This is a genomic window from Kribbella qitaiheensis (assembly GCF_042657745.1).
Lineage (GTDB): Bacteria > Actinomycetota > Actinomycetes > Propionibacteriales > Kribbellaceae > Kribbella > Kribbella qitaiheensis.
The window spans coordinates 1-24,349 of the sequence record NZ_JBHSKE010000060.1 but is presented as its reverse complement, the minus strand read 5'-3'; the positions used below and the strand labels follow the sequence as shown (position 1 = coordinate 24,349).

At 69.3% G+C, this 24,349-nt stretch carries 22 protein-coding genes; 17 read left to right on the top strand and 5 right to left on the bottom strand.

Annotated elements, in window-relative coordinates:
- Positions 1-52: 52 nt before the first annotated feature.
- Positions 53-1,273 carry an MFS transporter gene (locus tag ACFPJ1_RS35070; RefSeq protein ID WP_380110602.1) on the top strand — a complete coding sequence of 407 codons (1,221 nt, stop codon included), beginning with the start codon at positions 53-55 and terminating at the stop codon, positions 1,271-1,273.
- Here the strand turns inward: ACFPJ1_RS35070 and ACFPJ1_RS35065 are convergent, their stop codons facing one another.
- From ACFPJ1_RS35065 to ACFPJ1_RS35050, 4 genes are all read right to left on the bottom strand, one after another.
- On the bottom strand, positions 1,274-1,702 hold the full coding sequence (locus ACFPJ1_RS35065) for a MerR family transcriptional regulator (protein WP_380110601.1): 429 nt from the start codon (positions 1,700-1,702) through the stop codon (positions 1,274-1,276).
- A 33-nt stretch (positions 1,703-1,735) separates the two neighbouring features.
- Positions 1,736-2,281: a dihydrofolate reductase family protein gene (locus ACFPJ1_RS35060; RefSeq protein ID WP_380110600.1), complete on the bottom strand. Its 546-nt coding sequence runs from the start codon at positions 2,279-2,281 to the stop codon at positions 1,736-1,738.
- 77 nt (positions 2,282-2,358) lie between these two features.
- Positions 2,359-2,877: an SRPBCC family protein gene (locus ACFPJ1_RS35055; RefSeq protein ID WP_380110599.1), complete on the bottom strand. Its 519-nt coding sequence runs from the start codon at positions 2,875-2,877 to the stop codon at positions 2,359-2,361.
- Positions 2,870-3,214, bottom strand: a complete 345-nt coding sequence (locus ACFPJ1_RS35050) for an ArsR/SmtB family transcription factor (RefSeq protein ID WP_380110598.1) — start codon at positions 3,212-3,214, stop codon at positions 2,870-2,872. The genes ACFPJ1_RS35055 and ACFPJ1_RS35050 overlap by 8 nt, the downstream gene beginning before the upstream one ends.
- Positions 3,215-3,475: 261 nt before the next feature.
- On the opposite strand from ACFPJ1_RS35050, the gene ACFPJ1_RS35045 reads away from it, so the two are divergent.
- Both ACFPJ1_RS35045 and ACFPJ1_RS35040 read left to right on the top strand, forming a co-directional pair.
- Positions 3,476-4,744: an aspartate kinase gene (locus tag ACFPJ1_RS35045; RefSeq protein ID WP_380110597.1), complete on the top strand. Its 1,269-nt coding sequence runs from the start codon at positions 3,476-3,478 to the stop codon at positions 4,742-4,744.
- Positions 4,741-5,844: an aspartate-semialdehyde dehydrogenase gene (locus tag ACFPJ1_RS35040; protein ID WP_380110596.1), complete on the top strand. Its 1,104-nt coding sequence runs from the start codon at positions 4,741-4,743 to the stop codon at positions 5,842-5,844. Before ACFPJ1_RS35045 ends, ACFPJ1_RS35040 begins: the two co-directional genes overlap by 4 nt.
- A 61-nt stretch (positions 5,845-5,905) precedes the next feature.
- Here ACFPJ1_RS35040 and ACFPJ1_RS35035 read toward each other — a convergent pair whose 3' ends face one another.
- Positions 5,906-6,898 carry a helix-turn-helix domain-containing protein gene (locus tag ACFPJ1_RS35035; protein ID WP_380110595.1) on the bottom strand — a complete coding sequence of 331 codons (993 nt, stop codon included), beginning with the start codon at positions 6,896-6,898 and terminating at the stop codon, positions 5,906-5,908.
- Between the two features lie 1,099 nt (positions 6,899-7,997).
- Between ACFPJ1_RS35035 and ACFPJ1_RS35030 the strand changes: the two genes are divergently transcribed.
- Genes ACFPJ1_RS35030 through ACFPJ1_RS34965 form a run of 14 tightly spaced genes read left to right on the top strand, consistent with a single transcriptional unit; the run spans position 7,998 to position 24,128 of the window.
- Positions 7,998-8,861 (top strand): ABC transporter permease, encoded by an 864-nt coding sequence (locus ACFPJ1_RS35030; RefSeq protein ID WP_380110594.1) that lies wholly within the window; start codon positions 7,998-8,000, stop codon positions 8,859-8,861.
- Positions 8,848-9,663 (top strand): ABC transporter ATP-binding protein, encoded by an 816-nt coding sequence (locus ACFPJ1_RS35025; RefSeq protein WP_380110593.1) that lies wholly within the window; start codon positions 8,848-8,850, stop codon positions 9,661-9,663. The genes ACFPJ1_RS35030 and ACFPJ1_RS35025 overlap by 14 nt, the downstream gene beginning before the upstream one ends.
- 2 nt (positions 9,664-9,665) lie before the next feature.
- Positions 9,666-10,760 (top strand): glycosyltransferase, encoded by a 1,095-nt coding sequence (locus ACFPJ1_RS35020; protein ID WP_380110592.1) that lies wholly within the window; start codon positions 9,666-9,668, stop codon positions 10,758-10,760.
- Positions 10,757-12,079: a glycosyltransferase gene (locus ACFPJ1_RS35015; protein ID WP_380110590.1), complete on the top strand. Its 1,323-nt coding sequence runs from the start codon at positions 10,757-10,759 to the stop codon at positions 12,077-12,079. The genes ACFPJ1_RS35020 and ACFPJ1_RS35015 overlap by 4 nt, the downstream gene beginning before the upstream one ends.
- A 1-nt stretch (position 12,080) precedes the next feature.
- Positions 12,081-12,761 (top strand): hypothetical protein, encoded by a 681-nt coding sequence (locus ACFPJ1_RS35010; protein ID WP_380110589.1) that lies wholly within the window; start codon positions 12,081-12,083, stop codon positions 12,759-12,761.
- 31 nt (positions 12,762-12,792) lie between these two features.
- Positions 12,793-13,980 (top strand): hypothetical protein, encoded by a 1,188-nt coding sequence (locus ACFPJ1_RS35005; RefSeq protein WP_380110588.1) that lies wholly within the window; start codon positions 12,793-12,795, stop codon positions 13,978-13,980.
- Positions 13,977-14,588, top strand: coding sequence for an acyltransferase (locus ACFPJ1_RS35000; RefSeq protein WP_380110587.1), 612 nt, complete (start codon positions 13,977-13,979; stop codon positions 14,586-14,588). Before ACFPJ1_RS35005 ends, ACFPJ1_RS35000 begins: the two co-directional genes overlap by 4 nt.
- Positions 14,585-15,676 (top strand): DegT/DnrJ/EryC1/StrS family aminotransferase, encoded by a 1,092-nt coding sequence (locus ACFPJ1_RS34995; RefSeq protein WP_380110675.1) that lies wholly within the window; start codon positions 14,585-14,587, stop codon positions 15,674-15,676. Before ACFPJ1_RS35000 ends, ACFPJ1_RS34995 begins: the two co-directional genes overlap by 4 nt.
- Position 15,677: 1 nt before the next feature.
- On the top strand, positions 15,678-16,721 hold the full coding sequence (locus tag ACFPJ1_RS34990; RefSeq protein ID WP_380110586.1) for a Gfo/Idh/MocA family protein: 1,044 nt from the start codon (positions 15,678-15,680) through the stop codon (positions 16,719-16,721).
- On the top strand, positions 16,718-17,776 hold the full coding sequence (wecB, locus tag ACFPJ1_RS34985) for a non-hydrolyzing UDP-N-acetylglucosamine 2-epimerase (RefSeq protein WP_380110585.1): 1,059 nt from the start codon (positions 16,718-16,720) through the stop codon (positions 17,774-17,776). Before ACFPJ1_RS34990 ends, wecB begins: the two co-directional genes overlap by 4 nt.
- A 4-nt stretch (positions 17,777-17,780) precedes the next feature.
- A complete protein-coding gene (locus ACFPJ1_RS34980; RefSeq protein WP_380110584.1) occupies positions 17,781-18,968 on the top strand; it encodes an acyltransferase family protein in 1,188 nt (395 codons plus the stop codon).
- Positions 18,969-18,996: 28 nt separating this feature from the next.
- The gene (locus ACFPJ1_RS34975) at positions 18,997-20,298 is read left to right on the top strand and encodes a nucleotide sugar dehydrogenase (RefSeq protein WP_380110583.1); all 1,302 of its coding nucleotides are present in this window, start codon (positions 18,997-18,999) and stop codon (positions 20,296-20,298) included.
- A complete protein-coding gene (locus tag ACFPJ1_RS34970; RefSeq protein ID WP_380110582.1) occupies positions 20,295-22,895 on the top strand; it encodes a glycosyltransferase in 2,601 nt (866 codons plus the stop codon). The genes ACFPJ1_RS34975 and ACFPJ1_RS34970 overlap by 4 nt, the downstream gene beginning before the upstream one ends.
- A gap of 39 nt (positions 22,896-22,934) precedes the next feature.
- Entirely contained in the window at positions 22,935-24,128 is a 1,194-nt protein-coding gene (locus tag ACFPJ1_RS34965) for a glycosyltransferase (protein WP_380110581.1), read from the top strand.
- The last annotated feature ends 221 nt before the right edge of the window (positions 24,129-24,349 follow it).

The window sequence follows — 24,349 nt, the reverse complement described above, 5'->3', positions numbered from 1 at the left end:
TAGGGAGAAATCCCGAGGCGCCGAGTTGCACCGACAGGACAGAATGCGCGTTATGGACCTGTCGGCATACCGTGCGCTCTGGCAGACGCGAGGGGTCTTCGCCTTGCTGGCGTCGGCGCTGCTCGCCCGGCTCCCGGTGATGGCGGCCCTGGTGCCGGTCTCCTTCCTGGCGAAAGATGCGGCGGGCAACTTCGGCTGGGCCGGTGTGGTCGCGGGCGCCTACTCGGTCGGCATGGCCGTGGGCGGACCGATCTGGTCCCGGCTGGCCGACCGCCGCGGCGGCCGACGGGTGGTGATCGGCACGGGAATGGCGTGGGGCGTGGCAATTGCCGTGCTCGCCTTGCTGCCCGACGAGTGGTACCGCTTGATGCCGCTGGTGTCCGCGCTGGCGGGAGCGGTCGTCTCGCCCGTCACGTCGACACTGCGAGCCGCCTGGCCGCGACTGGTGCAGGGATCCCGGCTGCGCGCGGTGTACGCGCTGGATGCGACGGCGCAGGAAGTGCTGTTCTCGATCGGGCCGTTGCTCGGCGCGGTGATCGTCAGCTTCGCCAGCCCGCGGGCCGGCGTACTGGTAGCGGCGGCGTCCGCGGCGGTCTCGATCTGGTGGTTCGGACTCCGCCAACCCCCGGCGCTGAAGCACGACGAGTCGGCCGGCGCCCGGCTGACCGCGCCGCAGTTGCTCTGGCACCGGTACCGGCTGCCGCTGATAGTCGCGTTCGGCCTCTTCGTCACGGCCTTCGCATCCATCTCGCTCGGCATCGTCGCCTTCGCGGACGACCACGGCAACCGCCTGATCGCGGGAGTGCTCGAGACGGTCTGGGCCATCGGCAGCCTGATCGGTGGTGTGGTTGTCGGCGCACTCCCCGGGCGGCGCAAGTCGTACGTCTGGCGACGGGCCCTGCTGGTCTCGATCGGCATGCTGGTCTGCGTGTTCGCGACCTGGTCTCCCGTCTCGCTGGCGATCGCCCTGCTGCTGTCGGGCTGTGCGCTGGCGCCGACGGTCGGGGCGCTCTACGAGCGGCTGGGTGCGCTGACGCCTGACTCGGTGCGGACGGAGGTGTTCGGCTGGATGGGCAGTGGCGCGATGATCGGCGGCGCGGTCGGATCGAGCGTGGCCGGGCTCGTGGTCGAGACCTTCGGTGTCCGCTACGTCTGGCTGATGGCCTCGATCCTGGCCCTGCTCGCGACGCTCGCGGTCCTGCACGTGCCGCCGCACCGGCCGGAAGAGAACGAGGCCGAGGAGGAAGTCCCCAGCCTCGCTGTCACCACCTGATCAGTTCCTGGTCGCCGCATCCCGCGGTGGCGGATCGTTTCCGTCCTCCGCAGCCTGGTACGCGGCGATCTTCCAGTCGATCAGCTCGAGATCGGCCACGAGCTGGGCGAGGTCCATCGCCACGCGTTCACGGTGGGCCCGCAGCAGGGCGAGCCGGCCGGCGCGCTGCTTGTCCCCGGCTCGGATCTGCTCGGCGAACTCCTTCACCTGCTCGACGGGCATCCCGGTCCGGCGGAGCCGCAGCAGGACGTCGAGCAGGCCGAGCGAGTCCGCGGTGAACCGCCGCCGGCCCCCGGTGTCCCGGGGCAGGTCACCGAAGAACCCCTCGCGGTCGTAGTACCGCAGTGTCTCCACCGGCAGGCCCGACACCCGCGAGGCCTCGCCGATGGTGACACCTTGATCCTCAACACGCTCCTCAACAAGCCTCATCTCCGCAGCATGCAACCTGGAGTGGGCTCCAGGTCAAGCCGCGCGGTACACGGAGTGCAGTACGCCGGTGCTGAAGGCGGTGCTGGAGATCAGCCCGAGCGGCAGCGGCTCCTCGTCCTCGACGAACAGCTTGGCGCCGTGCCCGACCGCGATCGGGTGGACCAGCAGGTGCAGCTCGTCGAGCAGCTTCGACCGGAGCAGGGACCGGACCAGCGTCACGCTGCCGACCACGCTGAGGTCCTTGCCGTCCGTCTCCTTGATCGCGGCCAGCGTCTCGGCCGGGTCGCCCGCCAGGATCTCGGAGTTCTGCCACGCACTGACATCGGTCAGCGTGGTGGAGATGACCAGCTTGCGGGTGTCGTTCATGTGAGCCGCCAGCTCGACGTCGTCGGTCGCGTTCGGCCAGTAGCCGGAGAACATCTGCCACGTGTTCCGGCCCAGCAGCATGGTGTCCGCGGCGGCGGCCAGCGAGCCGACGACACCTCCCATCTCTTCGTTGAAGTACGGGAAGTGCCAGGTCTCCGGCGCCTCGATGACGCCGTCGAGCGAGATGAACAGGCCTGCGGTGATCTTCCTCATGGTGGTACTCCCATCGGTGTCAGCTGGTTGCTTTCACCGACGCGTCGACCGGTCCGCGGCCCGATCGACATTTCGGCTCAAGGATTTTTCGCGGCTGCTTCCCAGTGGGGTTTGAGCTGCTCCTCGGCGTCGGACCACGAGACGCCCGCCGGGTCGCGTCCCGCGAGGAACTCGTGCAGCCGGTTGAGGAAGTCCTCCCACCCGCACCCGTAGTCGACCGCCGTCTTCTCGGTCACCAGGGAGTGCCGCAGGGTGAGCGCGGTAGCGTCCCCCTCCGCGTCGAGCACTACCTCGACGCGCGACTCCTCCTCGCCCGGGAACGACCAGGTCACGGCCAGCCGGTGGGGTTCCTCGCACGTTTCGATCCGCAGTACCGCAGTGTCTTCAGGCCCCATCGTGAGCCGGACTTCCGCACCGATCACCCGGTCGCCGGCGAGCTCGCCGATCCAGCGAGCGAGCCGCTCGGGCTCTGTCCACGCGGACCACAGCTCCGCCGGCGTCGCGTCGTACGAGCGTCGCATCGTGACGGTACGTCGCTCGCCGGAGCGCATGATCGTCCGCTCGGTCGGTCCGAAGAAGGTAAGCAGGTCAGGCATCGGGGGTGTCCTTCCTCGCGGCGCGGCGGCCGCGGCGGAGCTCCGTGTCGAGGGCGTCGAGGCGGTTCGTCCAGAACTTGCGGTACTTGTCCAGCCAGGCGTCGATCTCCTGCAGCGGGCCGGTGTCGACCGCGTAGAGGCGGCGGGTGCCGTCGACGGTGACGGTGGCGAAGCCGTTGTCGCGGAGCACCCGCAGGTGCTGCGAGACGGCCGGCTGGCTGATGCCGAACTCCGCGCCGATGGTGGTGGCGATGCTGCCGGCCGGCAGTTCGCCGTCGGCCAGCAGTTCCAGGATCCGGCGCCGGACCGGGTCGCCGAGAATGTCGAAGGCGTGCATGGGTCCGAGTATTTCAGTGATGACTTATATAAGCAAGTGGTCTGTTCAACCGGAAGGTCTGCGGCCGGATCGGGGCCCGGCGAAGGAACCTGCAGGCGTCGCCGGTCGGCGCCGAACGGATCGACCAGGTGGTGGTCGGCCCGCAGACAAGCGGGCGTACACGGCTAGAATGAGCGCGAACAACACGCCTGGTGCAGCGCCGCACGGCGTACCGCAACCAGTGTTGCCGCTGGGGATTCAAGCTATGAGGAGACACAAGCTGTGGGACGCGTCGTGCACAAGTACGGCGGTTCTTCGGTCGCTGACGCCGAAAGCATCAAGCGTGTGGCCCAACGGATCGTCGCGACGAAGAAGGCCGGGAACGACGTGGTGGTGGTCATCTCCGCCATGGGGGACACCACCGACGAACTGATGGACCTGGCCCAGCAGGTCTCGCCGCTACCGCCCCCGCGTGAGCTGGACATGCTGCTCACCTCGGGTGAGCGGATCTCGGCCGCGCTGCTGGCGATGGCGATCGCGAACCTGGGCTACGAGGCCCGTTCCTTCACCGGCTCGCAGGCCGGGGTGATCACCACCTCCCGGCACGGGAACGCGCGCATCATCGACATCACGCCGGGCCGGATCGAGGAGGCGCTGGGCGAGGGGCACGTCGCAATCGTGGCCGGCTTCCAGGGCGTCGCGCAGGACACCAAGGACATCACCACGCTGGGCCGCGGCGCGTCCGACACCACGGCGGTCGCGCTGGCCGCCGCGCTGGAGGCGGACTACTGCGAGATCTACACCGACGTCGACGGCATCTTCACCGCGGACCCGCGGATCGTGCCGGCGGCGAAGCAGATCCCGATGATCTCCTACGAGGAGATGCTCGAGATGGCCGCCTGCGGCGCGAAGGTGCTGCACCTGCGTTGCGTCGAGTACGCGCGGCGCTACAACGTCCCCGTCCACGTGCGCTCCTCCTTCTCGCAGAAGGAAGGCACCTGGGTCGTCGATGCGAAGGAACTGAAGAACATGGAACAGGCGATCATCTCCGGCGTGGCCCACGACCGCAGCGAGGCCAAGATCACCGTGGTCGGCGTGCCCGACAAGCCGGGTGAGGCCGCGCGCATCTTCGAGACGGTCGCCGGCGCCGAGACGAACATCGACATGATCGTCCAGAACGTCTCCGCGGTCGCCACCAACCGGACCGACATCTCCTTCACGCTGCCGCGCTCCGACGGCTCCCGCGCGATGTCCGCGCTGGCGAGGATGAAGGACGAGGTCGGCTACGAGCAGTTGCTGTACGACGACCAGATCGGCAAGGTCTCGGTGATCGGCGTCGGCATGCGCTCGCACCCTGGCGTTTCGGCGAAGTTCTTCTCCGCGCTCGCCGATGCCGGCGTCAACATCGAGATGATCTCCACGTCCGAGATCCGGATCTCGGTGGTCGTCGACGAGAACCTGGTGGACGCGGCGGTCACCGCGGCGCACACTGCATTCGACCTGGACGACGAGCACACCCAAGCTGTCGTGTACGGAGGAACTGGACGGTGACACCTGTGAGCGCTTCGTTTGATCAGACCGAAGATCGGACTGGCCTTCCCTCTCTGGCGGTGGTCGGCGCGACGGGCGCCGTTGGCACGGTGATGCTCACCCTGCTGTCCACCCGGGAGAACGTCTGGGGCGAGATCCGGCTGATCGCGTCCGAGCGCTCCGCAGGCAAGCGGCTCAAGGTCCGCGGCGAGGAGGTCGAGGTGATCGCGCTCAGTGCGGACGCCTTCGACGGCATCGACGTGGCGATGTTCGACGTACCGGACGAGGTGTCCGCGCACTGGGCGCCGATCGCCGCCTCCAAGGGCGCCGTCGTGGTGGACAACTCCGGCGCCTTCCGGATGGACCCGGACGTGCCGCTGGTGGTGCCCGAGGTGAACGCCGAGGCTGCCCGCACCCGGCCCAAGGGGATCATCTCGAACCCCAACTGCACGACGCTGTCGATGATCGTCGCGTTGGGCGCGCTGCACCACCGGTACGAGCTCGAGCAGCTCGTCGTCGCGTCGTACCAGGCGGCCTCCGGGGCCGGGCAGGAAGGCATCGACGCGCTCTACGACCAGCTGATGAAGGTGGCCGGCAACCGCGAGCTGGGCACGACTCCGGGCGATGTCCGCCGGGTGATCGGCAACGCGCTCGGCCCGTTCCCGGCGCCGCTGGCGATGAACGTGGTGCCCTGGGCCGGTTCGCTCAAGGACGACGGCTGGTCGTCGGAGGAGCTGAAGGTCCGCAACGAGTCCCGCAAGATCCTGAACCTGCCCGACCTGAAGGTCTCCGCGACCTGTGTCCGCGTGCCGGTGATCACCACCCACTCGCTCTCGGTGCACGCCCGCTTCGGCCGCGAGGTCGACGTCGACGAGGCCCGCGAGGTACTGCGGGACGCGCCCGGCGTGCTCGTCTTCGACAACCCGGCCGAGGCGGAGTTCCCGACCCCGGCGGACGTCGTCGGCACCGACCCGACGTGGGTCGGCCGGATCCGCAAGTCGCTGGACGACCCGCAGGCGCTCGAGCTGTTCGTCTGCGGCGACAACCTGCGCAAGGGCGCGGCGCTGAACACCTCGCAGATCGCCGAGGTCGTCGCCAAGGAGTTCACCCCGGCCCAGTGATCGTCAACAAAACAAGGGCTCCGGGCGATTCGCCCGGAGCCCTTGTTGCTGTCTGCAACAGCTACAACCAGTTCTCCCGGGCGGCGTGCAGAGCCAGCTGGAACCGGGTGCTCGCGCCGGTCCGGTTCATCAGGCGCTCGAGGTAGCGGAAGAAGGTCCGGCGGCTGATGCCCAGCGTGCGGGCGATCGTGTCGTCGGCGGCACCGGTCGCCAGCAGCGCCAGCAGCCGCCGCTCGATCGGCTCCAGCCGGTCGTCCTCGGCGCCCACCGACGCGTGCAGCGGCAGGGCGTTGCGCCAGCAGAGCTCGAACATCCCGATCAGCGCGGTGAGCAGGCTGCTCGGCCGGATGATCAGCAGCGAGCGGTTCACGTCGGTGTCGCGCACCGACATCGAGACGAACGCGATCGAGGAGTCGATGATGGTCAGCTTCGCCGGTACGTCGGGCAGCACCCGCGCCTGCTCACCGGCCTCCACGCAGGGGAGGATGTTCTCGGTCAGGTAGCCCGGCACCTCGACGGACTCCGGCGAGTACACCACTCGGTAGGCGACCCCGCGCTTGAGCTGCTCGATCTCCTCCTGGTTCGGGCCGGCGCCGAGGTAGTACGGCGGGGAGTCGATGGCCAGGATCTCCCGCTGGGCGCTGCCCTTGATCTGGTGGATCCGCTCGACGATGGCGCTGCCGGTGACCACCTCGATCAGGTGCGTGGTCGACTCGTTGTGCACGGTCCGGCGGAACTCGTCGTACGCGTTCAGCACCTCGATCCGGGCCTGCTTCAGCTCGGACTCGCGGCGCAGCGTGAGCGCCTCCAGCCCCGCGTCGGGCGGCACCGGCAGGAACCTGGAGTGGTCGGAACCGGACCGGCGCGCCAGGCCCGCCTGGACCAGCCCGCCGAGCGTGTCGTCGATGCCGGCGTCCCGGTCGGGCACCGCCTCGTCCAGCTCGGTGACCGAGGACGGCCCGGTCCGGAGCAGGTGCTGGTACACCTTGATCTCGTCGTCGGTCAGGCCGAGCACCCGCAAATGGTCGGCACGCTCCGTGTCGGTCGAGCTCATGACTCTCCCCTCCTCCCGCGCGCGGTCACTGTGCGCTACCGCCACTCCAGCGTAGATCCATCAGCGAAACACCGGTGGCACTGTCCGTATCCCGGCGGCTGCGCCGAGCGATCTTTGTTGTTTCGTCAGCATTCTTGTGCCGTGTCACCATCTGGCCACCATTTCCGCGCAGTTGTGAGCGAGAATTGAGGTCCAGCAGCCCGGCGACGGACCACCTGAGCGCCGCCGGGCTGCTGTTCCAATTCTGGCCCCAGTTCGCTTTCCCGTCAGCGAACGCCGTTTCGGTTGGGTCTCGATCCCGGCGCATCGGTGCCCTCGCACTCCCGTGCCATCACCGGCTGTGCTGGAGGGTGTACAAACTGTGCATCTCCATCGTGAGGCCGATGAGGAGGGGACCCCCGTGCAGCAACCGGCGCGTCAGGTTCTGCCCAGACAGCACAGGGCCTTCGGCCTGGGTGCGATGACCGCCGCCCTGGTCATCGTGCCGTCCCACTCGGCGAGTGTCCGGACCACCTCCGCCCAAGGCGGGCCGGACCCCCGGGTCGCCGGTGGAACCCCTGCGGGAACATGCGAGATTCCGTGGATGGTGAGGCTGTCCACGGGAAGTGGTGCCACGACCGGCACCTCTCAGCGACCGCTGACCGCCCCGCCCCGCACGGGTTCCACCGGCCACGTAGCACCCGTTCCGACGTACCGGGTGACGCGGAACACCTTCTGATCAACGGCTCTCGTCGTCCCCCATCGCGACGCCAGTGAGGCCCCGGCCGACCCGCCGGGGCCTTACTGCATGGCGATTCGCTTCGCGAAGCTTGTCAAATGTATATTCGCGATAACGATCGGCAGGGGGGCGACTCTTTCGCTCGGGTCGCGACGTTTCGGTAGCCGTCTGTACGTCGCTGCTCACCCAGGAGGCACGCTGTGTCGTCGGCAACGACGCCAATCCGCTACTCTGCTTCCGGTTTGCGTGGCCCCGTCGTCGTAGACCGCGGCCGCCGCCGGACATCTTCGATCGAACGGTGGTCGACCGATTAGGCGAAGCGCGAATGACTACAGTTCGATCTTCGATGACTACGACCGTCCCCAGAGAGGCGTCGCCTGAATGAACGCGACTAGCGTCGACGAGGAGTTCAACCCGTCGGTGCATGTGTACGAGCCACACAAGGTGGGACTGCCGCCCCTGCGCCCCTACTTCAAGGCGCTGTGGGAGCGGCGGGAGTTCGCCGCCGAGATGTCCCGGACGGGGATCCGGGCGGCGAACACGAACACCTTCTTCGGCCAGGTCTGGCTGGTGCTGAACCCGCTGATGCTGGCCGGTGTCTACTACATCCTGGTGGAGATCATCTCCGGCGGCGGTAAGGGAGACGGGTCGGCCCGGTTCGCGCACATGTGTGGCGGCCTCTTCGCGTTCTACTACTTCTCCGGTGCGATGATGACGGCCGCCTCGAGCGTGGTCGGCGGCGGCAAGCTGCTGATGAACATGTCGTTCCCCCGGATGCTGCTCCCGCTGTCGGCACTGCGGACCGCGTTCTTCCGGTTCCTGCCGACCTTGATCGTGTATGGCGCCATCCACCTGCTGATGCGTCAGCCGCTGCACTGGGCGATGCTGCTGGCACCGGTCTTCCTGGTCCTGCTGACGATCTTCGCGGCCGGGATGGGGATGATCTTCGCCGCCCTCCAGGTCTACTTCCGCGACACCACCAGCTTCCTGCCGTACTTCGTCCGGATCTGGCTCTACCTGTCGCCGGTGCTGTGGTTCGCCGAGGACGCGCCGGAGCGTTTCCGCCGCTTCATCGTCTACAACCCGTTGTACTCGTTGATCGGGGGCTGGACCGACCTGCTGGTGCGGGGAAACATCCCGGAACCGAAGATGTGGGTCGGTGCGGCTCTGTGGGCGGTCGCCGCGGCTGTGGTCGGCGCGTTGTTCTTCATGTCGAGGGAGCGTGAGTTCGTTGTCCGTCTCTGAGGCCGAGAAGAAGGCGATGGAGAATAGCCAGCCGGTCCCGGCGGTCAAGGTCCAGGACGTGTCCATCACGTACCGGACCACGTTCGAGCGGGTCCCGACCTTCAAGAGCGCGCTGGTCCGGTTCGGCCGCGGTGAACGCGCCGTCCGCGAGGTCAAGGCGGTCCAGCACGTCTCGTTCGACGTGAACCACGGCACCACCATCGGCATCATCGGCGCCAACGGCGCCGGCAAGTCGACCCTGATGCGGGCGCTGGCCGGCATCCTGCCGCCGACCGAGGGCCGGATCGAGGTGCACGGCCGGGTCAGCACCCTGCTGTCGCTCGGCGTCGGCTTCAACGCGGCCCTGTCCGGTCGCGAGAACGTCGTGCTCGGTGGTCTGGCCGCGGGCCTGAGCCGCAAGGAGATCCAGGCCCGGTACGAGGAGATCGCCGCCTTCGCCGAGCTCGAGGAATTCATCGACATGCCGATGCGGACGTACTCGTCCGGCATGTTCAGCCGGCTGGCCTTCTCGGTCGCCGTGCACATGGATCCCGACATCCTGCTGATCGACGAGGCCCTGTCCGCCGGTGACGCGTCCTTCAAGCAGAAGGCCGCCGCGAAGATGAAGGAACTGGTCACCAACAGCCGGACCATGTTCCTGGTCAGCCACGCGATGAGCAGCGTCAAGGATCTGTGCAACGACTGCATCTGGCTGCACAAGGGCAAGGTGATGATGCGCGGCGAGCCGCACGAGGTGATCGCGGCATACACCAAGTTCCTCCAGGTCGGGGAACAGGACTCCGTCACTCTCGAGGACCTCTGACGATGCGATCCGCCCAGGCGCCGGACGTGGGCATCATCACGACCGGCCACGACGTCGCTGACGCACGGCTGCACAAGATCACCGCAGCCCTGCAGCAGCGGGGTCTGCACGTCGAGCTCTGGGGTCTGGGTGACCCGGCCGGCGGTCCCGCCGGGGCGGACGTGCACGCCCGGATCCGGGGCAGCCTGTGGCGGCGACTCGCCCAGACGGCGGTGTTGCCCTGGCGGACGAAGGCCAAGGTGGTGATGACCGTCGATCCGGACATGATCCCGATCACCCGGCTCGTCACCAGGCTGCGCGGCCGCAAGATGGTCGCGGACGTGCACGAGGACTACGGCCGGCTGCTGGCCGACCGTGCCTGGGCCAGAGGGCTGGTCGGCCTGCCGGCCCGCCTGATGGTGCTCGCGAGTTCCAAGCTGGCCGCGGGTGCCGACCTGACCGTGGTCGCGGACTCGTACCTGGCGCCACACCAGGCGAAGAAGCGCCTGGTGGTGACGAACCTGCCGGTCCCCGCCTTCCTGGCCCCCTCGTGCCCTTCCGGGGAGCCGAGGGCGGTCTACGTGGGCGACCTGCGGGAGAGCCGCGGGCTGTTCGACATGGTCGAGGCGATCGCGGCCGCCCCGGACTGGTCGCTGGACCTGGTGGGCCCGGTGGCCCCGGCCGACCGGGACCGGCTGGAGCACCGGATCGAGCGGACCGACCTGGCCGGCCGGGTGCGGCTGCACGGACGGCAGCCACCGGCCGCCGCCTGGAAGATCGCCGAGGGAGCCTGGGCCAGCATGGCGCTGTTGCAGGAGACCCCGGCGTTCGTCGAGGCGATGCCGTCCAAGATCTACGAGTACCTCGCCAGCGGGCTGCCGGTGATCTCCACCCGGCTGCCCCGCCAGACGAGGATCATCGAGGAGTCCGGCGGCGGTGTCCTGATCGACAACGTCGTCGAGGCGGCCGAGACGCTGCGCCGCTGGTCCGACGATCCCGGGGAGCTGGAGAAGCTGCGCCACTGCGCGCTCCAGTGGGCCACGGACCACCTGCCCAGCACCACGCCGTACGACGAACTGGCCGACGCAATTCAGGACCTGCTGCGAGGAAGTGCATGACCGACGCCCGCCCACACATGCTGTACGTCGCCTGGGGCTATCCGCCCTGCCGAGGCGGCGGTGTCTACCGCGCGCTGGCGACCGCGAACAGGTTCGCCGAGCAAGGCTGGCGCGTCACCGTGCTGACCGCGGACCGCGAGACGTTCCACCGGTTCACCGGCGCCGACCTGACGCTGGAGGAGCGGATCCACCCCGACGTCGAGGTCGTCCGGGTGCCGTTCGAGTGGCCGATCCTCGAAGCCGACCTGCGTCGCTGGTCCCGGTCCCGGGCCAAGAACCCCAAGCTGTGGGCGAAGATGCGGACCAGGCGCGACCAGATCCCCTTCCCGGAAACGGGATACGGGCCGTGGCGCAGCACGATCGAGAAGGCCGCCGAGCGGATCCACAAGGCGAACAAGGTGGACCTGACGGTCGCCACGGCCAACCCGCACGTCGCCTTCACCGCGGCGTACCACCTGCACCAGAAGTTCAAGGTGCAGTACGTGATGGACTACCGCGACGCCTGGCTGCTGGACGTCTTCAGCGGCGACCGGCTGCACGAGCCGAACAGCCGCGCGGCCCGCTGGGAGCGCAAGCTGGTGCAGTCCGCCCGGGAGGTCTGGTTCGTCAACGACCCGATCCTCGAGTGGCACCAGAAGCTCTACCCGGAGCACGCCGCCAAGATGCACACGGTTTCCAACGGGTTCGACCCCGACCTGGTGCCGGACACCGAGGACCGTGGCCCGGTCGCCGACAAGCCACTCGTCTTCGGGTACGTCGGTACCGTCTCGCCGAAGGTTCCGCTGGCGGACTTCGTCAAGGGCTGGCAGCTGGCCAAGGAGCAGTCCGAGGACCTGCGCGACGCCAAGGCGAAGATCCACGGCTACCTCGGGTACTACGCCCAGCCGCGCGCGGACATGCTCGCCACCATCGAGGCGGCCGCCGACGACGGGGTCAGCTACGAGGGCCCGGTGGGCAAAGCCGAGATCGCCCGTGCGTACGACGAGTTCGACGTCCAGCTGCTGATGCTGGGCAAGGGCCGCTACGTCACCAGCGGCAAGGTCTTCGAGTACCTGGCCACCGGGTTGCCGATCGTCTCGGCGCACGACCCGGTGAACGCGGCGTCCGACGTACTGCGCGGGCATCCGCTCTGGTTCCCGGTGAAGGATCTGGAACCCGAGTCGATCGCCGAGGCACTGGTGGAGGCGGCCCGCGCGGCGCGCACCGCCGACGAGGGCATCCGGGCGAAGGCCCGGGAGTTCGGCGCCGGCTACCGGCGCGACCTGCAGCTGGATCCGCGGATCAAGGCGCTCGGTGCGCTGGTAGGGGCGGTGGCCTGACATGAAGGTTGTCCTGCTCAGCACCCGCCGGCTCCCTCCGGCGTACTTCGACACCGTCCGCGCCGACCTGGGCGGTCGCCCGGACGTCGGCCTCGACGTGGTGGCGTGGGTTCCGCCGGCCGGGCCGGTCGACGGGCTGGTCGAGAGCTTCACGCTGATCGGCCCGGGCAAGATGCCGGTCGAGACCGTGCCGCCCGCCGTTCCGGCGGACAGCGTGTCCACGCCGGCCGCCGATGCCGAGGCCGTTCCCGCCGACGTCAGCGAGGCCGCCAAGGCTCCCGCCCCGGAGGCTGTCGCCGAGCCGAAGCCTGCGCCCGCGGCGGCGAAGCCGCGGCCGACCGGCGCCAAGCGGGTCGTCAAGGCTGTGCAGTGGCGGTACCGCCGCTTGCGCCGGGCCGGCGGCAAGGTGTTGCCCAAGGCCATCAAGAAGGCGGCACCGATCCGCAAGCTGAAGGCCAACCGGCGCGGCAACGACCTGTCCAAGAACTACTGGACCCGGGTGCAGAGCCGGCCGGACGTGATGAAGGTCGTCGACCAGGCCGACGTCGTGATCGCGCTGGACGCCGGCTCGATCTGGGCCGGCTGGCAGCTCGGCCAGCGCCAGACCGACACCCCGGTGGTGCTCGGGCTGCCCGCGGCTCGTCGTGAGCTGGACCGGCTCGTCGGGGCGGGGAATGGGTGAAGTCAGGTCAGCGCGGCGCGGTGCGGTGGCTGTGACCGCCACCCGCTCCCTTCGCGACCACCTGCCGGCCCCTGTCGCCCGGACCGCGGGTGCGGTCCGGCGACGGCTGGTGGGACTGCGCTACTCGTATGCGCAACTGCCTGCCTTCCCGCAGGTCTCGAACGACCCGGTCCGGCTGCTCGTCGGCCCGACCAACTCGGCCGGCCAGGGGTACGCCTGGGCCCGGTCGGCCCGCACCCTTCCCGAGGTGAACGCCGTGTCGTTCTCGGTACACCGCCGAGGGCAGTTCCAGTTCGCCGACGACTACGGCGTACCGCTGTCATGGTTCGGGCAGCCGCGGTGGCAGCGGGCCCAGGAGCAGCACGTCCTGGGCTCCTATACCCATGTCCTGATCGAGTCGCTGCGCCCGCTGTTCGGCGCGCGCGGCGTCCCGGACGCGTCCGGCGAGATCAACCGGCTGGTGGAGTCCGGGATCAACACCGGGCTTGTCTTCCACGGCTCCGACATCCGGCTGCCCAGCAGGCACGCGGAGCGCGAGCGCTGGTCGCCTTTCAAGCCGGGCGACGACCTGACCGACCGGCTGGAGGCGCAGGCCACCCGGTTCGCCGCGATTGTGGAGGACGCCGGGGTTCCGGTGTTCGTCTCCACGGTCGACCTGCTGGACGACGTACCGACCGCTCATTGGTTACCGGTGGCGATAGATCCGGAGCCATGGCAGCGGGCGGCTCGTCCTTTGTTCTCGGGCGACCGCCCGATCGTCGTTCACGTGCCGTCGAACCCGCAACTGAAGGGCACCGCGCGAATCGACGAGGTGCTGACCGGGCTTGCAGAGCAGGGCTTGGTCGACTACCGCCGGGTCAGCGGCGTCACTCACGAACAGATGCCGGCCGTGATCGGCGAGGCCGACATCGTGATCGACCAACTGCGGATGGGCCTGTACGGCGTGGCCGCCTGCGAGGCGCTGGCGGCGGGCCGGGTGGTGGTCTCGTACGTCGGTTCGGTGGTTCGCGACCGGGTGCGTAGTCTGACCGGGCGCGAGGTGCCGATCGTCGAGGCGGATCCCGATTCGCTCGGCGCGGTCCTCGCCGACCTGCTCTCCGACCGGGCCGCGGCCGCCGAGCGCGCCGCCGCGGGCCCCGGCTACGTGGCGGAACTGCACGACGGGCGGCGCTCCGCCCAGGCACTCACCGATTGGCTGACTTCGAAGGAGAACGTGTGACGTCCCGGATCGCAGCTTCGGCTGACGTCGACGAGACCGCCGTGATCGGCGACGGATCGTCTGTCTGGAACCTTTCCCAGATCCGCGAGAACGCGGTGCTCGGGACCAACTGCATCGTCGGCCGCGGCGCGTACGTCGGCACCGGGGTGCGGATCGGGAACAACTGCAAGATCCAGAACGACGCCCTGGTCTACGAGCCGGCCGTGCTCGAGGACGGCGTCTTCATCGGTCCGGCCGTGGTGCTGACCAACGACCAGTTCCCGCGCGCGATCAACCCGGACGGCAGTCTGAAGAGCGCTTCCGACTGGGAGGCCGTCGGCGTGACGCTGCGCCACGGCAGCGCGGTCGGCGCCCGCTCGGTCTGCGTGGCGCCGGTCACCATCGGCCGCTGGGCCACGGTCGCCGCGGGAGCGGTGGTCACCAAGGACGTGCCAGACTTCGCGCTGGTCGCCGGGGTCCCGGCCCGCCGGATCAAGTGGGTCGGCAAGGCAGGTGTCCCGTTGCTGGACGTGGGCGACGGCGAGTGGAAGTGCCCGAGCTCGGGCGAGATGTACATCGAAACCGATGGACGGCTGCGGCCGGCCGACGAAAACCTGGAGGAGAACTGATGGTGCAGCCGATTCCGGCCGCGAAGCCGATCATCGGGGAGGAGGAGCGGGAGGCAGTCGACCGTGTGATGCGCAGCGGAATGCTCGCCCAGGGTCCTGAGGTCGCTTCGTTCGAGCAGGAGTTCGGCGCAGCGCTGGCCGCCGGCCGGGCCTGCGTCGCGACCAACTCGGGCACCTCGGGTCTGCACCTCGGCCTGCTGGCCGCGGGCATCGGCCCCGGTGACGAGGTGATCGTCCCGTCCTTCACCTTCGCGGCGACCGCCAACAGCGTGGCCCTCACCGGCGCGACCCCGGTCTTCGCCGACATCGAGCCGACCCACTTCTGCCTCAGCCCGGCCGCCGTCGAGGCCGCCGTGACCGAGAAGACCAAGGCGATCATGCCGGTGCACCTGTTCGGCCACCCGGCGAACATGACCGAGCTGCAGGCCGTCGCGGACAAGCACGGCCTGATGATCTTCGAGGACGCCGCGCAGGCGCACGGCGCGACCTGGAACGGCGAGCAGGTCGGCACCTTCGGCGAGTTCGCCATGTTCAGCCTCTACCCGACCAAGAACATGACGTCCGGTGAGGGCGGCATGAACTCGGTCGCGAACGCCGACATCGAGCGCCGGATGCGCCTGCTGCGCAACCAGGGCATGCTCAAGCAGTACGAGAACGAACTGGTCGGCGTGAACAACCGGATGACGGACCTGCACGCCGCCATCGGCCGGGTGCAGCTCACCAAGGTGGTCGGCTGGACCAAGCAGCGGCAGGAGAATGCGACCTTCCTGGACGCGAACCTGCGCGGCGTGGCCGTGCCGACCGTGGCGCCCGAGGCGACGCACGTCTACCACCAGTACACGATCCGGGTGGCCGAGGACCGCGACGGCTTCGCCGACGCGCTCCGCAACGAGCACGGCGTCGGCTGCGGCGTCTACTACCCGATTCCGAACCACCGGCTGCCCTCGTTCAAGCGCGAGCTGGACCTGCCGGAGACCGAGAAGGCCGCGGCCGAGGTGCTCTCGCTGCCCGTCCACCCCTCGCTGTCCGAGGAAGACCTCGACCGCATCGTGACCGCGGTCGCGACTGTCGCGAAGGCTGGTGCCTGAGATGGCTAACCTGCGAGCCGGACTGATCGGTCTGGGCATGATGGGCCGGCACCACGCCCGCGTGCTCGGTTCCCTGGAAGGCGTCGACCTGGTCGCCGTCGCGGACCCGGGTGGCGACAAGCACGGCGTGGCCAACGGCCTGCCGGTGCACGAGAACGTCGAGCAGCTGATCGAGGCCGGCATCGACTACTGCATGGTCGCGGTGCCGACGCAGTACCACACCGAGATCGCCAAGACGCTCGCCGAGGCCGGCGTGCACGCGATGATCGAGAAGCCGCTGGCCGGCTCCTCGTCGGAGGCGGCGGAGATCGCCAAGGCCTTCGAGGCCGCCGGCGTGATCGGCGCGGTCGGCCACATCGAGCGGTACAACCCGGCGCTGCAGGCGCTGCGGGTGCGGCTGGAGGCCGGCGAGCTCGGGGAGATCTACCAGATCACCACCCGCCGCCAGGGCCCGTTCCCGGCCCGGATCGCCGACGTCGGCGTGGTGCTCGACCTGGCCACCCACGACATCGACCTGACCGCGTGGGTGACCCAGTCGCCGTTCGCCTCGGTGTCCGCGCAGAGCGCGCACAAGAGCGGCCGGCAGTACGAGGACCTGATCGCCGTCACCGGCATGCTGCAGGACGGCACCGTGTCCAGCCACCTGGTCAACTGGCTGTCCCCGATGAAGGAGCGCCTCACCGTCGTCACGGGTGAGCGCGGCGCCTTCATCGCCGACACCCTGCTCGCCGACCTGTCGTTCCACGCCAACGGCACCGTGCAGACCGCCTGGGACGACGTCGCGCACTTCCGCGGTGTCAGCGAGGGCGACATGATCCGCTACGCGATCGCCAAGCCCGAGCCGCTGAGGGCCGAGCACGAGGCGTTCCGCGACGCGATCCTGGGCAAGGAGACCGACATCGTCACCCTGCAGCAGGGTCTGGCCACGGTCGTCGTCGCCGAGGCCGTCATCCAGTCCGCGGCCGAGGACGGCAGGTCGATCCGGCTGAACGACGCACTGAACGGCGTGCTCGGCTCCGAGAGTGCTGGAGCCGCGCAGTCATGAAGGTCCTGAGCGTCGTCGGGGCGCGCCCGCAGTTCGTGAAGCTCGCCCCGGTCTCGGAGGCGTTCGCCGCCACCGAGCATCAGCACGTCATCGTGCACACAGGTCAGCACTACGACGCCAAGATGTCCGACGTCTTCTTCGCCGATCTGAAGATCCCCGCTCCCGACGTCCACCTGGGCGTCGGGTCGGGCAGTCACGGCGTCCAGACCGGCGCGATGCTGTCCGCGATGGACGCGGTGCTGGACGAGCACCGGCCGGACTGGGTGCTCGTCTACGGCGACACCAACTCCACCCTGGCCGGCACGCTGTCCGCGGTGAAGATGCACCTGCCGGTGGCTCACCTCGAGGCCGGCCTGCGCTCGTTCAACCGGTCGATGCCGGAGGAGCACAACCGGGTGCTCACCGACCACGCGGCGGACCTGCTGCTGGCACCGACCCAGGTCGCGATGGACCACCTGGCCAACGAGGGCCTGAAGGACCGCGCCCGGCTGGTCGGCGACGTCATGACCGATGTCTGCTTCCGGGTCCGCGACGCGGTCAAGGGCGAGCCGCTCGACCTGCCCGACGGGCTGAAGCGTGGCGAGTACCTGGTCTCCACCATCCACCGGGCCGACAACACCGACGACCCGGAGCAGCTGGCCGCGATCGTCGATGGGCTGGCCTCGCTCGACACCCCGGTGCTGCTGCTGGCCCACCCGCGGCTGGTCGCGCGCTGTGCCGAGTTCGGCATCAAGCTCGAGCGTCCGGGTGGTTCGCTGCACACCGCCGAGCCGCTGGCCTACCCGCAGATGGTCGCGGCGGTGCTCGGCTCGGTCGGCGTGGTGACGGACTCAGGCGGCCTGCAGAAGGAGGCCTTCCTGCTCGGCACCCCGTGTACGACGCTGCGCACGGAGACCGAGTGGACGGAGACGCTCGAGGACGGGTGGAACATCCTCACCACCGACCTGAGCAAGCTCCCCGAGGTGGCCGTCCGGCCGATGCCCACTGCCGAGCAGGCCGCGCCGTACGGCGACGGCCAGGCGGCGGGTCGCGTCGTCTCCGCCCTCGCGGGGTAGCGACATGACGAAGGCCGCTGAGGAGAAGGAAGCGGGACAGGTCCGGGCCGCACCCGCGCCGCTGGCTCATGACGAGCCGCCGGCGACGGTGCCGGCGGATCCTGCCGCCCCGCCGACCACCCGGAAGCGGTTGCCGAGGGTCGAGTCGCTCACCGGTCTGCGCTGGTGGGCGGCGTTCTTCGTGTTCACGCACCACATGACGAACCTGGCGCCGCTGCCGATCTACAAGTTCCTCAAGTTCGGCACCTCCGGCGTGACCTTCTTCTTCGTCCTCTCCGGCTTCGTGCTGACCTGGTCGGCGCAGCCCGGGACGAAGGTCCGGACCTTCTACCGGCGCCGGTTCGCCCGGATCTGGCCGGCGCATGCCGTCGCCCTGCTGGCGGCGGTGTTCGTCTTCTACCGGATCCACCCGGACCCGGCGATGAGCTGGATCAAGCCTTTCGACATCAGCATCCTGCTGCTCTCGGTGGTGCTGCTGCACGGCTGGTCGAACGACCCGACGATCCTGTACTCCGGCAACCCGGCGTCGTGGACGCTGTCGGTGGAGGCCTTCTTCTACGCCTTCTTCCCCTTCCTCCAGCGGGCCACGGTCCGGCTGAAGACGGCCGGCGGCCTGGTCATGTGCGTCGTGGTGGTGGCGCTCGGCGGCGCCTACCGGCTGGCGTTGTACAAGTGGCCGGACACCGTGCCGGTGCTGCCGCAGCCGGTGCTGCACTCGGTCGCGTTCATCTTCGGCATCGGCCTGGCCATCGCGCTGCGGTCGGGCTGGCGGCCGCGCTTCCCGTTCTGGCTGGCGTTCGCGATCTTTGCCGTCGGCATCTACACCCTGTACTACTCCGGCGAGCACCGGACGGTCCCGTTCGCCACCACCATGGCGCTGACCCAGAAGGAGATCCTGACCGTCCTGTACGGCCTGATGATCCTCGCGGTCGCGTCCCGGGACATGCGCGGCGGCAGGTCGTTGCTACGCAGCCGCCCGCTGGTCGCGCTCGGTCAGTGGTCCTACTCCTTCTACCTCGTGCACGCGACGATCCTCTACGCGATCCGTGAGTTCCACGGCCTCGCGGGTCCGGTCGGCTGGTCGAACCTGACCTGGTACGCCGGTGTTCTCGTGCTCTCGATATTCGCCTCCTGGCTGCTCTACAAGTTCGTCGAACACCCGCTGGAGCGGCGCCTCAGAGGTCCCCGATGATGACTGATCCATACCTAGTGGAGTTCCCGTGCGAGTAGCAGTAGTTGCCTTAGGCAAGATCGGACTGCCGTTGGCGGTCCAGTTCGCGGCCAAGGGCCACCAAGTGGTCGGCGTCGACATCAACCAGGCCACCGTCGACCAGGTCAACGCCGGACAGGAGCCGTTCCCGGGTGAGGCCCACCTGGCCGAGCTGCTGGCCGAGACGGTCGGCGACGGCCGGCTGCGGGCCACCACCGACTACGCGGACGCCATCCCCGGCAGCGACGCCGTCGTCATCGTCGTACCGCTGTTCGTGGACGAGCAGACCGGCGAGCCGGAGTTCGGCTGGATGGAGAGCGCCACCCGTTCGCTGGCCGAGAACCTGACCCCGGGCACCCTGGTCAGCTACGAGACCACGCTGCCGGTCGGCACCACCCGGAACCGCTGGAAGCCGCTGATCGAGGAGGTCTCCGGCCTGGTCGAGGGCCAGGACTTCCACCTGGTCTTCTCGCCGGAGCGCGTCCTGACCGGCCGCGTCTTCGCGGACCTGCGCAAGTACCCCAAGCTGGTCGGCGGTCTGTCCGAGGAAGGCGCCAAGCGGGCGATCTCCTTCTACGAGGCCGTGCTGGACTTCGACGAGCGGGCCGACCTCGAGCGCGGCAACGGCGTCTGGGACCTGGGTTCGGCCGAGGCGGCCGAGCTGGCCAAGCTGGCGGAGACCACCTACCGCGACGTCAACATCGGCCTGGCGAACCAGTTCGCCCGGTTCGCCGGCGCGAACGGCATCGACGTGCACCAGGTGATCGAGGCGTCGAACTCGCAGCCGTACAGCCACATCCACCGGCCCGGCATCGCCGTCGGCGGCCATTGCATCCCGGTCTACCCGCGGCTGTACCTGTGGACTGACCCGGAGGCGACCGTCGTCCGCGCCGCGCGTGAGGCGAACCTCGGCATGCCCGACTACACCATCGGTCTGCTCGAGGGCGCGTACGGCGACCTGGCCGGCGCCCGGGTGGTCGTACTCGGCGCGGCCTACCGTGGAGCTGTGAAGGAGACGGCTTTCTCAGGGGTCTTCCCGACCGTCGAGGCACTGCAGGCGCGCGGCGCCGAGGTGTTCGTGCACGACCCGATGTACACCGACGAGGAGTTGCAGCGCCTCGGCTTCGCCCCGTTCCACCTGGGTGAGGCGGTCGACGCCGCCGTGCTGCAGGCCGACCACCCGGAGTACAAGGAACTGACCCCGGCCGAGCTGACCGGTATCAAGGTCCTCGTCGACGGTCGCGACAGCACCGACCCAGCTCGCTGGGCGGGTGTCCGGCGGATCGTGATCGGAAGGTCGGTGCGTCTGTGACGAGGTCCCCGGGAGATCTGCGGGTGGTGATGCTCGTCGCGAACGAGGTCACCAACGACAGCCGGGTCCGTAAAGAGGCCGCAGCGCTGACCGAGGCCGGAGTACAGGTGACTGTGCTCGGGATCTCGACCGGTGAAGGGTCGCGGGAGATGCTCGACGGCGCGATGGTCGTCCGGGTGGCAGTCCCGTTCACCCTGCGCGAGGAAAGGATCTTCAAGCGCACCAGGCGGCGGAACTGGCGTCCGCCACTGGTCGGCTACCCGTCGCGCCGCGCCATGATGGCCCGGAGCCAGCGGGTGCAGGCCGGCCTGCGGGAGCTCAAGTCCGACTCCGGTCACGCGATGAAGGTCAAGCGGCCGGGTGCGGTCGGCGACCTTGCGTTCAAGGCCGGCGTTTTCGGTCGGTTGCTCCGCCGGGTCGGCTGGCAGACGGCACAGCAGGGCATCAAAGTCCGCAAGGGTGTCGGTCTGGGGCTGGACCGGCCGTTCCGGTTCGCCTGGCGGGCTTACGACGGTGTGAACCACCGGATCACCTGGCCGGCTCGCTGGCGCCGGGTACACCCGGAGGCGATCGACCTCGAGATCTCGTTCGGCGACCTGGTCGACCGGCTCGAGCCGGACGTGGTGCACGCGCACGACATGCACGTGATCGGGGTGGCCGCCCGCGCGGCCGGCCGCGCGAAGCTGCGTGGCAAGGACCTGAAGGTGATCTACGACGCGCACGAGTACGTGCCCGGCATCGCCCGGTACGGCGCTCGCACGCGCAAGTACATCGCTGCCTGGGCGAACCACGAGCGGGAGTACATCGGTGCCGCCGACCGGGTGATCACCGTCAGCTCGGCGATCGCGGACCGGCTGCAGAGCGAGCACAAGCTGCCGCGCAAGCCCGAGGTCATCCTCAATACGCCGGACCTCCCCGAGACGGTCGAGATCGAGCGGGACATCCGGGCCAAGGTCCGGCTGCCCGCCGACGTGCCGCTGCTGGTCTACAGCGGCGGGATCACTCCGGTCCGGGGGATCGAGACCGCGATCGGCGCGCTGCGGGACATGCCGGGGGTCCACCTGGCCGTGGTCTGCGTGCCGTCCACGATCCAGCCGGTCGTCGACACTCTGCGCGACCTCGCGGCCGAGCTCGAGGTCGAGGACCGGGTGCACTACCTCAACCCGGTCGCGCCGCAGAACGTGAGCGCGTTCCTGGCCACGGCGGACGCCGGCCTCATCCCGATGTTGCGCGCCCCCAACCACGAGATGGCGATGCCGAACAAGCTGTTCGAGTACAGCCTGGGCGGTCTGCCGGTGCTAGTCAGCGACATGGCCAGCATGAAGGAGTTCGTCACCCGGACCGGGATCGGCGAGGTCTTCCAGGCCGGGAACAGCGCGGATCTGGCCAAGCAGGCGAAGCTGCTGCTGAGCCGGCCCGACACGTACCGCGAACGGCTCGCCGACCCGGTGTTCCAGCGCGAGGCGGCGTGGAGTGGGCAGGCCGACAAGCTGCGCACGCTTTACACCGAGATGCTGGGCCGTGATCTCGAGCCGACTCCGGACACGACTCCGGACGCGGTCGGGCGGCGGCTGCTGATCGGGCCGGTCAACAGCGCCGGGCAGGCCTACCTGTGGACCACCGCGCTGACTCGCGAAGTGCCGGAGATCGCGGCCGAGTCGCTGACCACCGGTAGCGGCACGTACGACTTCAAGGTGCACCGCACCGGGACGTACGAGCAGTACCGCAGCGACCTGCGCTGGCAGCTCGAGACGACCTCCTGGGTCCTGCAGAACGTGACCCACGTGCTGTTCGAGGCAGGCCGGCCGATGTTCGGTCAGCTGCCCGGCCAGCTCTGGGCGCAGGACGTGGCGATGCTCGACGCGTCCAACATCAAGCACGGCCTGATCTTCCACGGCTCCGAGGTCCGCGACCCGGCCCGGCACCGCGCGAAGTACCAGTTCTCGCCGTTCGCGGATCGGACCGACGAGCTGACCATCAGGCTGCAGGCGGCCAACGACCTGCTCCGCCAGCATCTGGTCGGCTACGAGGGCAGCCGCTTCGTCACCACGCCGGACCTCCTCGAGTACGTCGAGGACAGCGTGTGGCTGCCGGTCGTGGTGGACCCGGACCAGCTGGCGTCGACGGCGCCGGTGCTGGATCGGGAGGTGCCGGTGGTGCTGCACGCGCCGTCGGCGAGCGCGCTGAAGGGTTCGGCGTTCGTCGACCCGGTGCTGACCGCGCTCGATGCCAAGGGCGTGATCAAGTACGAGCGGGTCCAGGGTGTTCCGCACACGGAGCTGGTCGAGTTGATCAAGAACGTCGACATCGTGGTCGACCAGCTGCTGCTCGGTTCGTACGGCGTCTTCGCGTGCGAGTCGATGGCGGCGGGCCGGGTCACGGTCGGGCACGTCGCGGACCACGTCCGGGACCTGCTGCCGACGGAGCTGCCGATCGTCGAGGCGAACCCGGACGACCTGGCTGAGGTGATCGAGCGGCTGATCGACGAGCGCGAGGAAGCCCGCAAGCTCGCCGACGCCGGACCGCGGTACATCCGGGAAGTGCACGACGGCGGCAAGTCGGTCGAGGCGCTTTTGCCCTTCCTCGGTGGCCGATGAAGCAGGCTGGGTGGCCGACGAGTCTCGGCGGATGGTGAGATGCGGATCCTGATGCTGGCGCAGTCCCCGATCGCCGGGGACTCGCGCATCCTGCGGGAGGCGGCGGCGCTGACCGCGGCCGGCCACACGGTGCACGTGGTCGGTCGCGATGTGCCGGACGCTTTCCTGGCCGATCACAGTGAGCTGGGAGCCGGCGCGAGCGTCGAGTCCGTTTCGCGTTCAGCCGGCCTCCGGGGCGGCGGGACCGGGCCGGCGGTCGGACACGGACGGCGGGGGATCAAGGTGCTCGGCCAGCGGATGGTCAGGTGGCTGCTGCTGCCCGAGCATCGGCTGCGCACCGAGAAGCAGTGGCGTACCGCGGCCGCGGCCAAGCTGGCCACGTTCGAGCCGTTCGAGGTCGTTCACGCGCACGACTTCAACACCCTCGAACTGGCCGCGGAGTACGCCGGGAAGTGGTCGGCGAAGCTCGTCTACGACAGCCACGAACTCTGGTTCGACCGGGCTCTTCCCGGCCGGCCGACTCCGCTCTGGCGGATCCGTGGTCGTCGCTTCGAGACCGCGCTCGCCCAGCAGGCCGTGGTCGTCTTCACCGTCAGCGACGGGATCGCGCAGCGGCTGCGGGAGCGAGGGCTGTCCGACGTCCGCGTCATCCGGAACACCTTCCCGCGGGCCGAGGCACCGGCCGAACTGCCTGACACACCGGCTGGTCTGCTCTACGCGGGACGGGTCGGGGCCGGGCGTGATCTGCCGACTGTCGTCGGAGCTGCTCGCCTGCTGGCGCCGTTCCGCACCCTGCTGATGGGATCTGTCGACCCGAACTACCGGCTCGACCTGGGTGGCGTCGAGAAGGTGCCGGAGACCTCGATCGACGAGGTGGACCGGGTCCTGCAGGAGTCCGGGATCTCGCTGGTCACCCTGACCAACACCTGCGAGAACCACCGGCTGGCCCTGCCGAACAAGCTCTTCCACGCGGTCCGGGCCGGTGTCCCCGTAGTCGCCGCCGATCTGCCCGAGCTGCGGGCCATGATCACGAAGTACCACCTCGGCACCTTGTACGAGCCGGGCAACGCGGAGTCCCTGGCGGCGGCGGTTCGTGCTGTCATCGCGGACTACCCGGGGTACGTGAGCGCAGTACGGGCGGCCGGTGACGAGCTGAACTGGGATCGCGACGCCGACCAGCTGGTCACCGCCTACGCGGCCCTGGCGAAGCCACCTGCGAACGCCTCCAACTGACCGTCCAGGGGAAAGGCCCCGGCTCTCCAGAACCCGCCGGGAGCCGGGGCCTCCGGCTGACCCAGCCGGGTCGCCGTACCGCTGTACCGAACGACAGGTAGATGTCGCTCGCCACGTCAACCTCCACACCTACCTAGACGCTAGAGCCGCACGGAGAACGCAGTACTACCTAATGGGTGTTATCGGGTCGGTCGCTGGCAGACTCGGTGCCTGTAGCCGCT

Coding starts and splice junctions, on each gene's coding strand:
- ACFPJ1_RS35060 (WP_380110600.1), bottom strand. CDS start 2,281: ATGAGGAAGATCACCGCAGGCCTGTTCATCTCGCTCGACGGCGTCATC.
- ACFPJ1_RS34980 (WP_380110584.1), top strand. CDS start 17,781: ATGACGAAGGCCGCTGAGGAGAAGGAAGCGGGACAGGTCCGGGCCGCA.
- ACFPJ1_RS35015 (WP_380110590.1), top strand. CDS start 10,757: ATGACCGACGCCCGCCCACACATGCTGTACGTCGCCTGGGGCTATCCG.
- ACFPJ1_RS35055 (WP_380110599.1), bottom strand. CDS start 2,877: ATGCCTGACCTGCTTACCTTCTTCGGACCGACCGAGCGGACGATCATG.
- ACFPJ1_RS34990 (WP_380110586.1), top strand. CDS start 15,678: ATGGCTAACCTGCGAGCCGGACTGATCGGTCTGGGCATGATGGGCCGG.
- wecB (WP_380110585.1), top strand. CDS start 16,718: ATGAAGGTCCTGAGCGTCGTCGGGGCGCGCCCGCAGTTCGTGAAGCTC.
- ACFPJ1_RS35010 (WP_380110589.1), top strand. CDS start 12,081: ATGAAGGTTGTCCTGCTCAGCACCCGCCGGCTCCCTCCGGCGTACTTC.
- ACFPJ1_RS35035 (WP_380110595.1), bottom strand. CDS start 6,898: ATGAGCTCGACCGACACGGAGCGTGCCGACCATTTGCGGGTGCTCGGC.
- ACFPJ1_RS35070 (WP_380110602.1), top strand. CDS start 53: ATGGACCTGTCGGCATACCGTGCGCTCTGGCAGACGCGAGGGGTCTTC.
- ACFPJ1_RS35050 (WP_380110598.1), bottom strand. CDS start 3,214: ATGCACGCCTTCGACATTCTCGGCGACCCGGTCCGGCGCCGGATCCTG.
- ACFPJ1_RS35030 (WP_380110594.1), top strand. CDS start 7,998: ATGAACGCGACTAGCGTCGACGAGGAGTTCAACCCGTCGGTGCATGTG.
- ACFPJ1_RS34965 (WP_380110581.1), top strand. CDS start 22,935: ATGCGGATCCTGATGCTGGCGCAGTCCCCGATCGCCGGGGACTCGCGC.
- ACFPJ1_RS35020 (WP_380110592.1), top strand. CDS start 9,666: ATGCGATCCGCCCAGGCGCCGGACGTGGGCATCATCACGACCGGCCAC.
- ACFPJ1_RS35065 (WP_380110601.1), bottom strand. CDS start 1,702: ATGAGGCTTGTTGAGGAGCGTGTTGAGGATCAAGGTGTCACCATCGGC.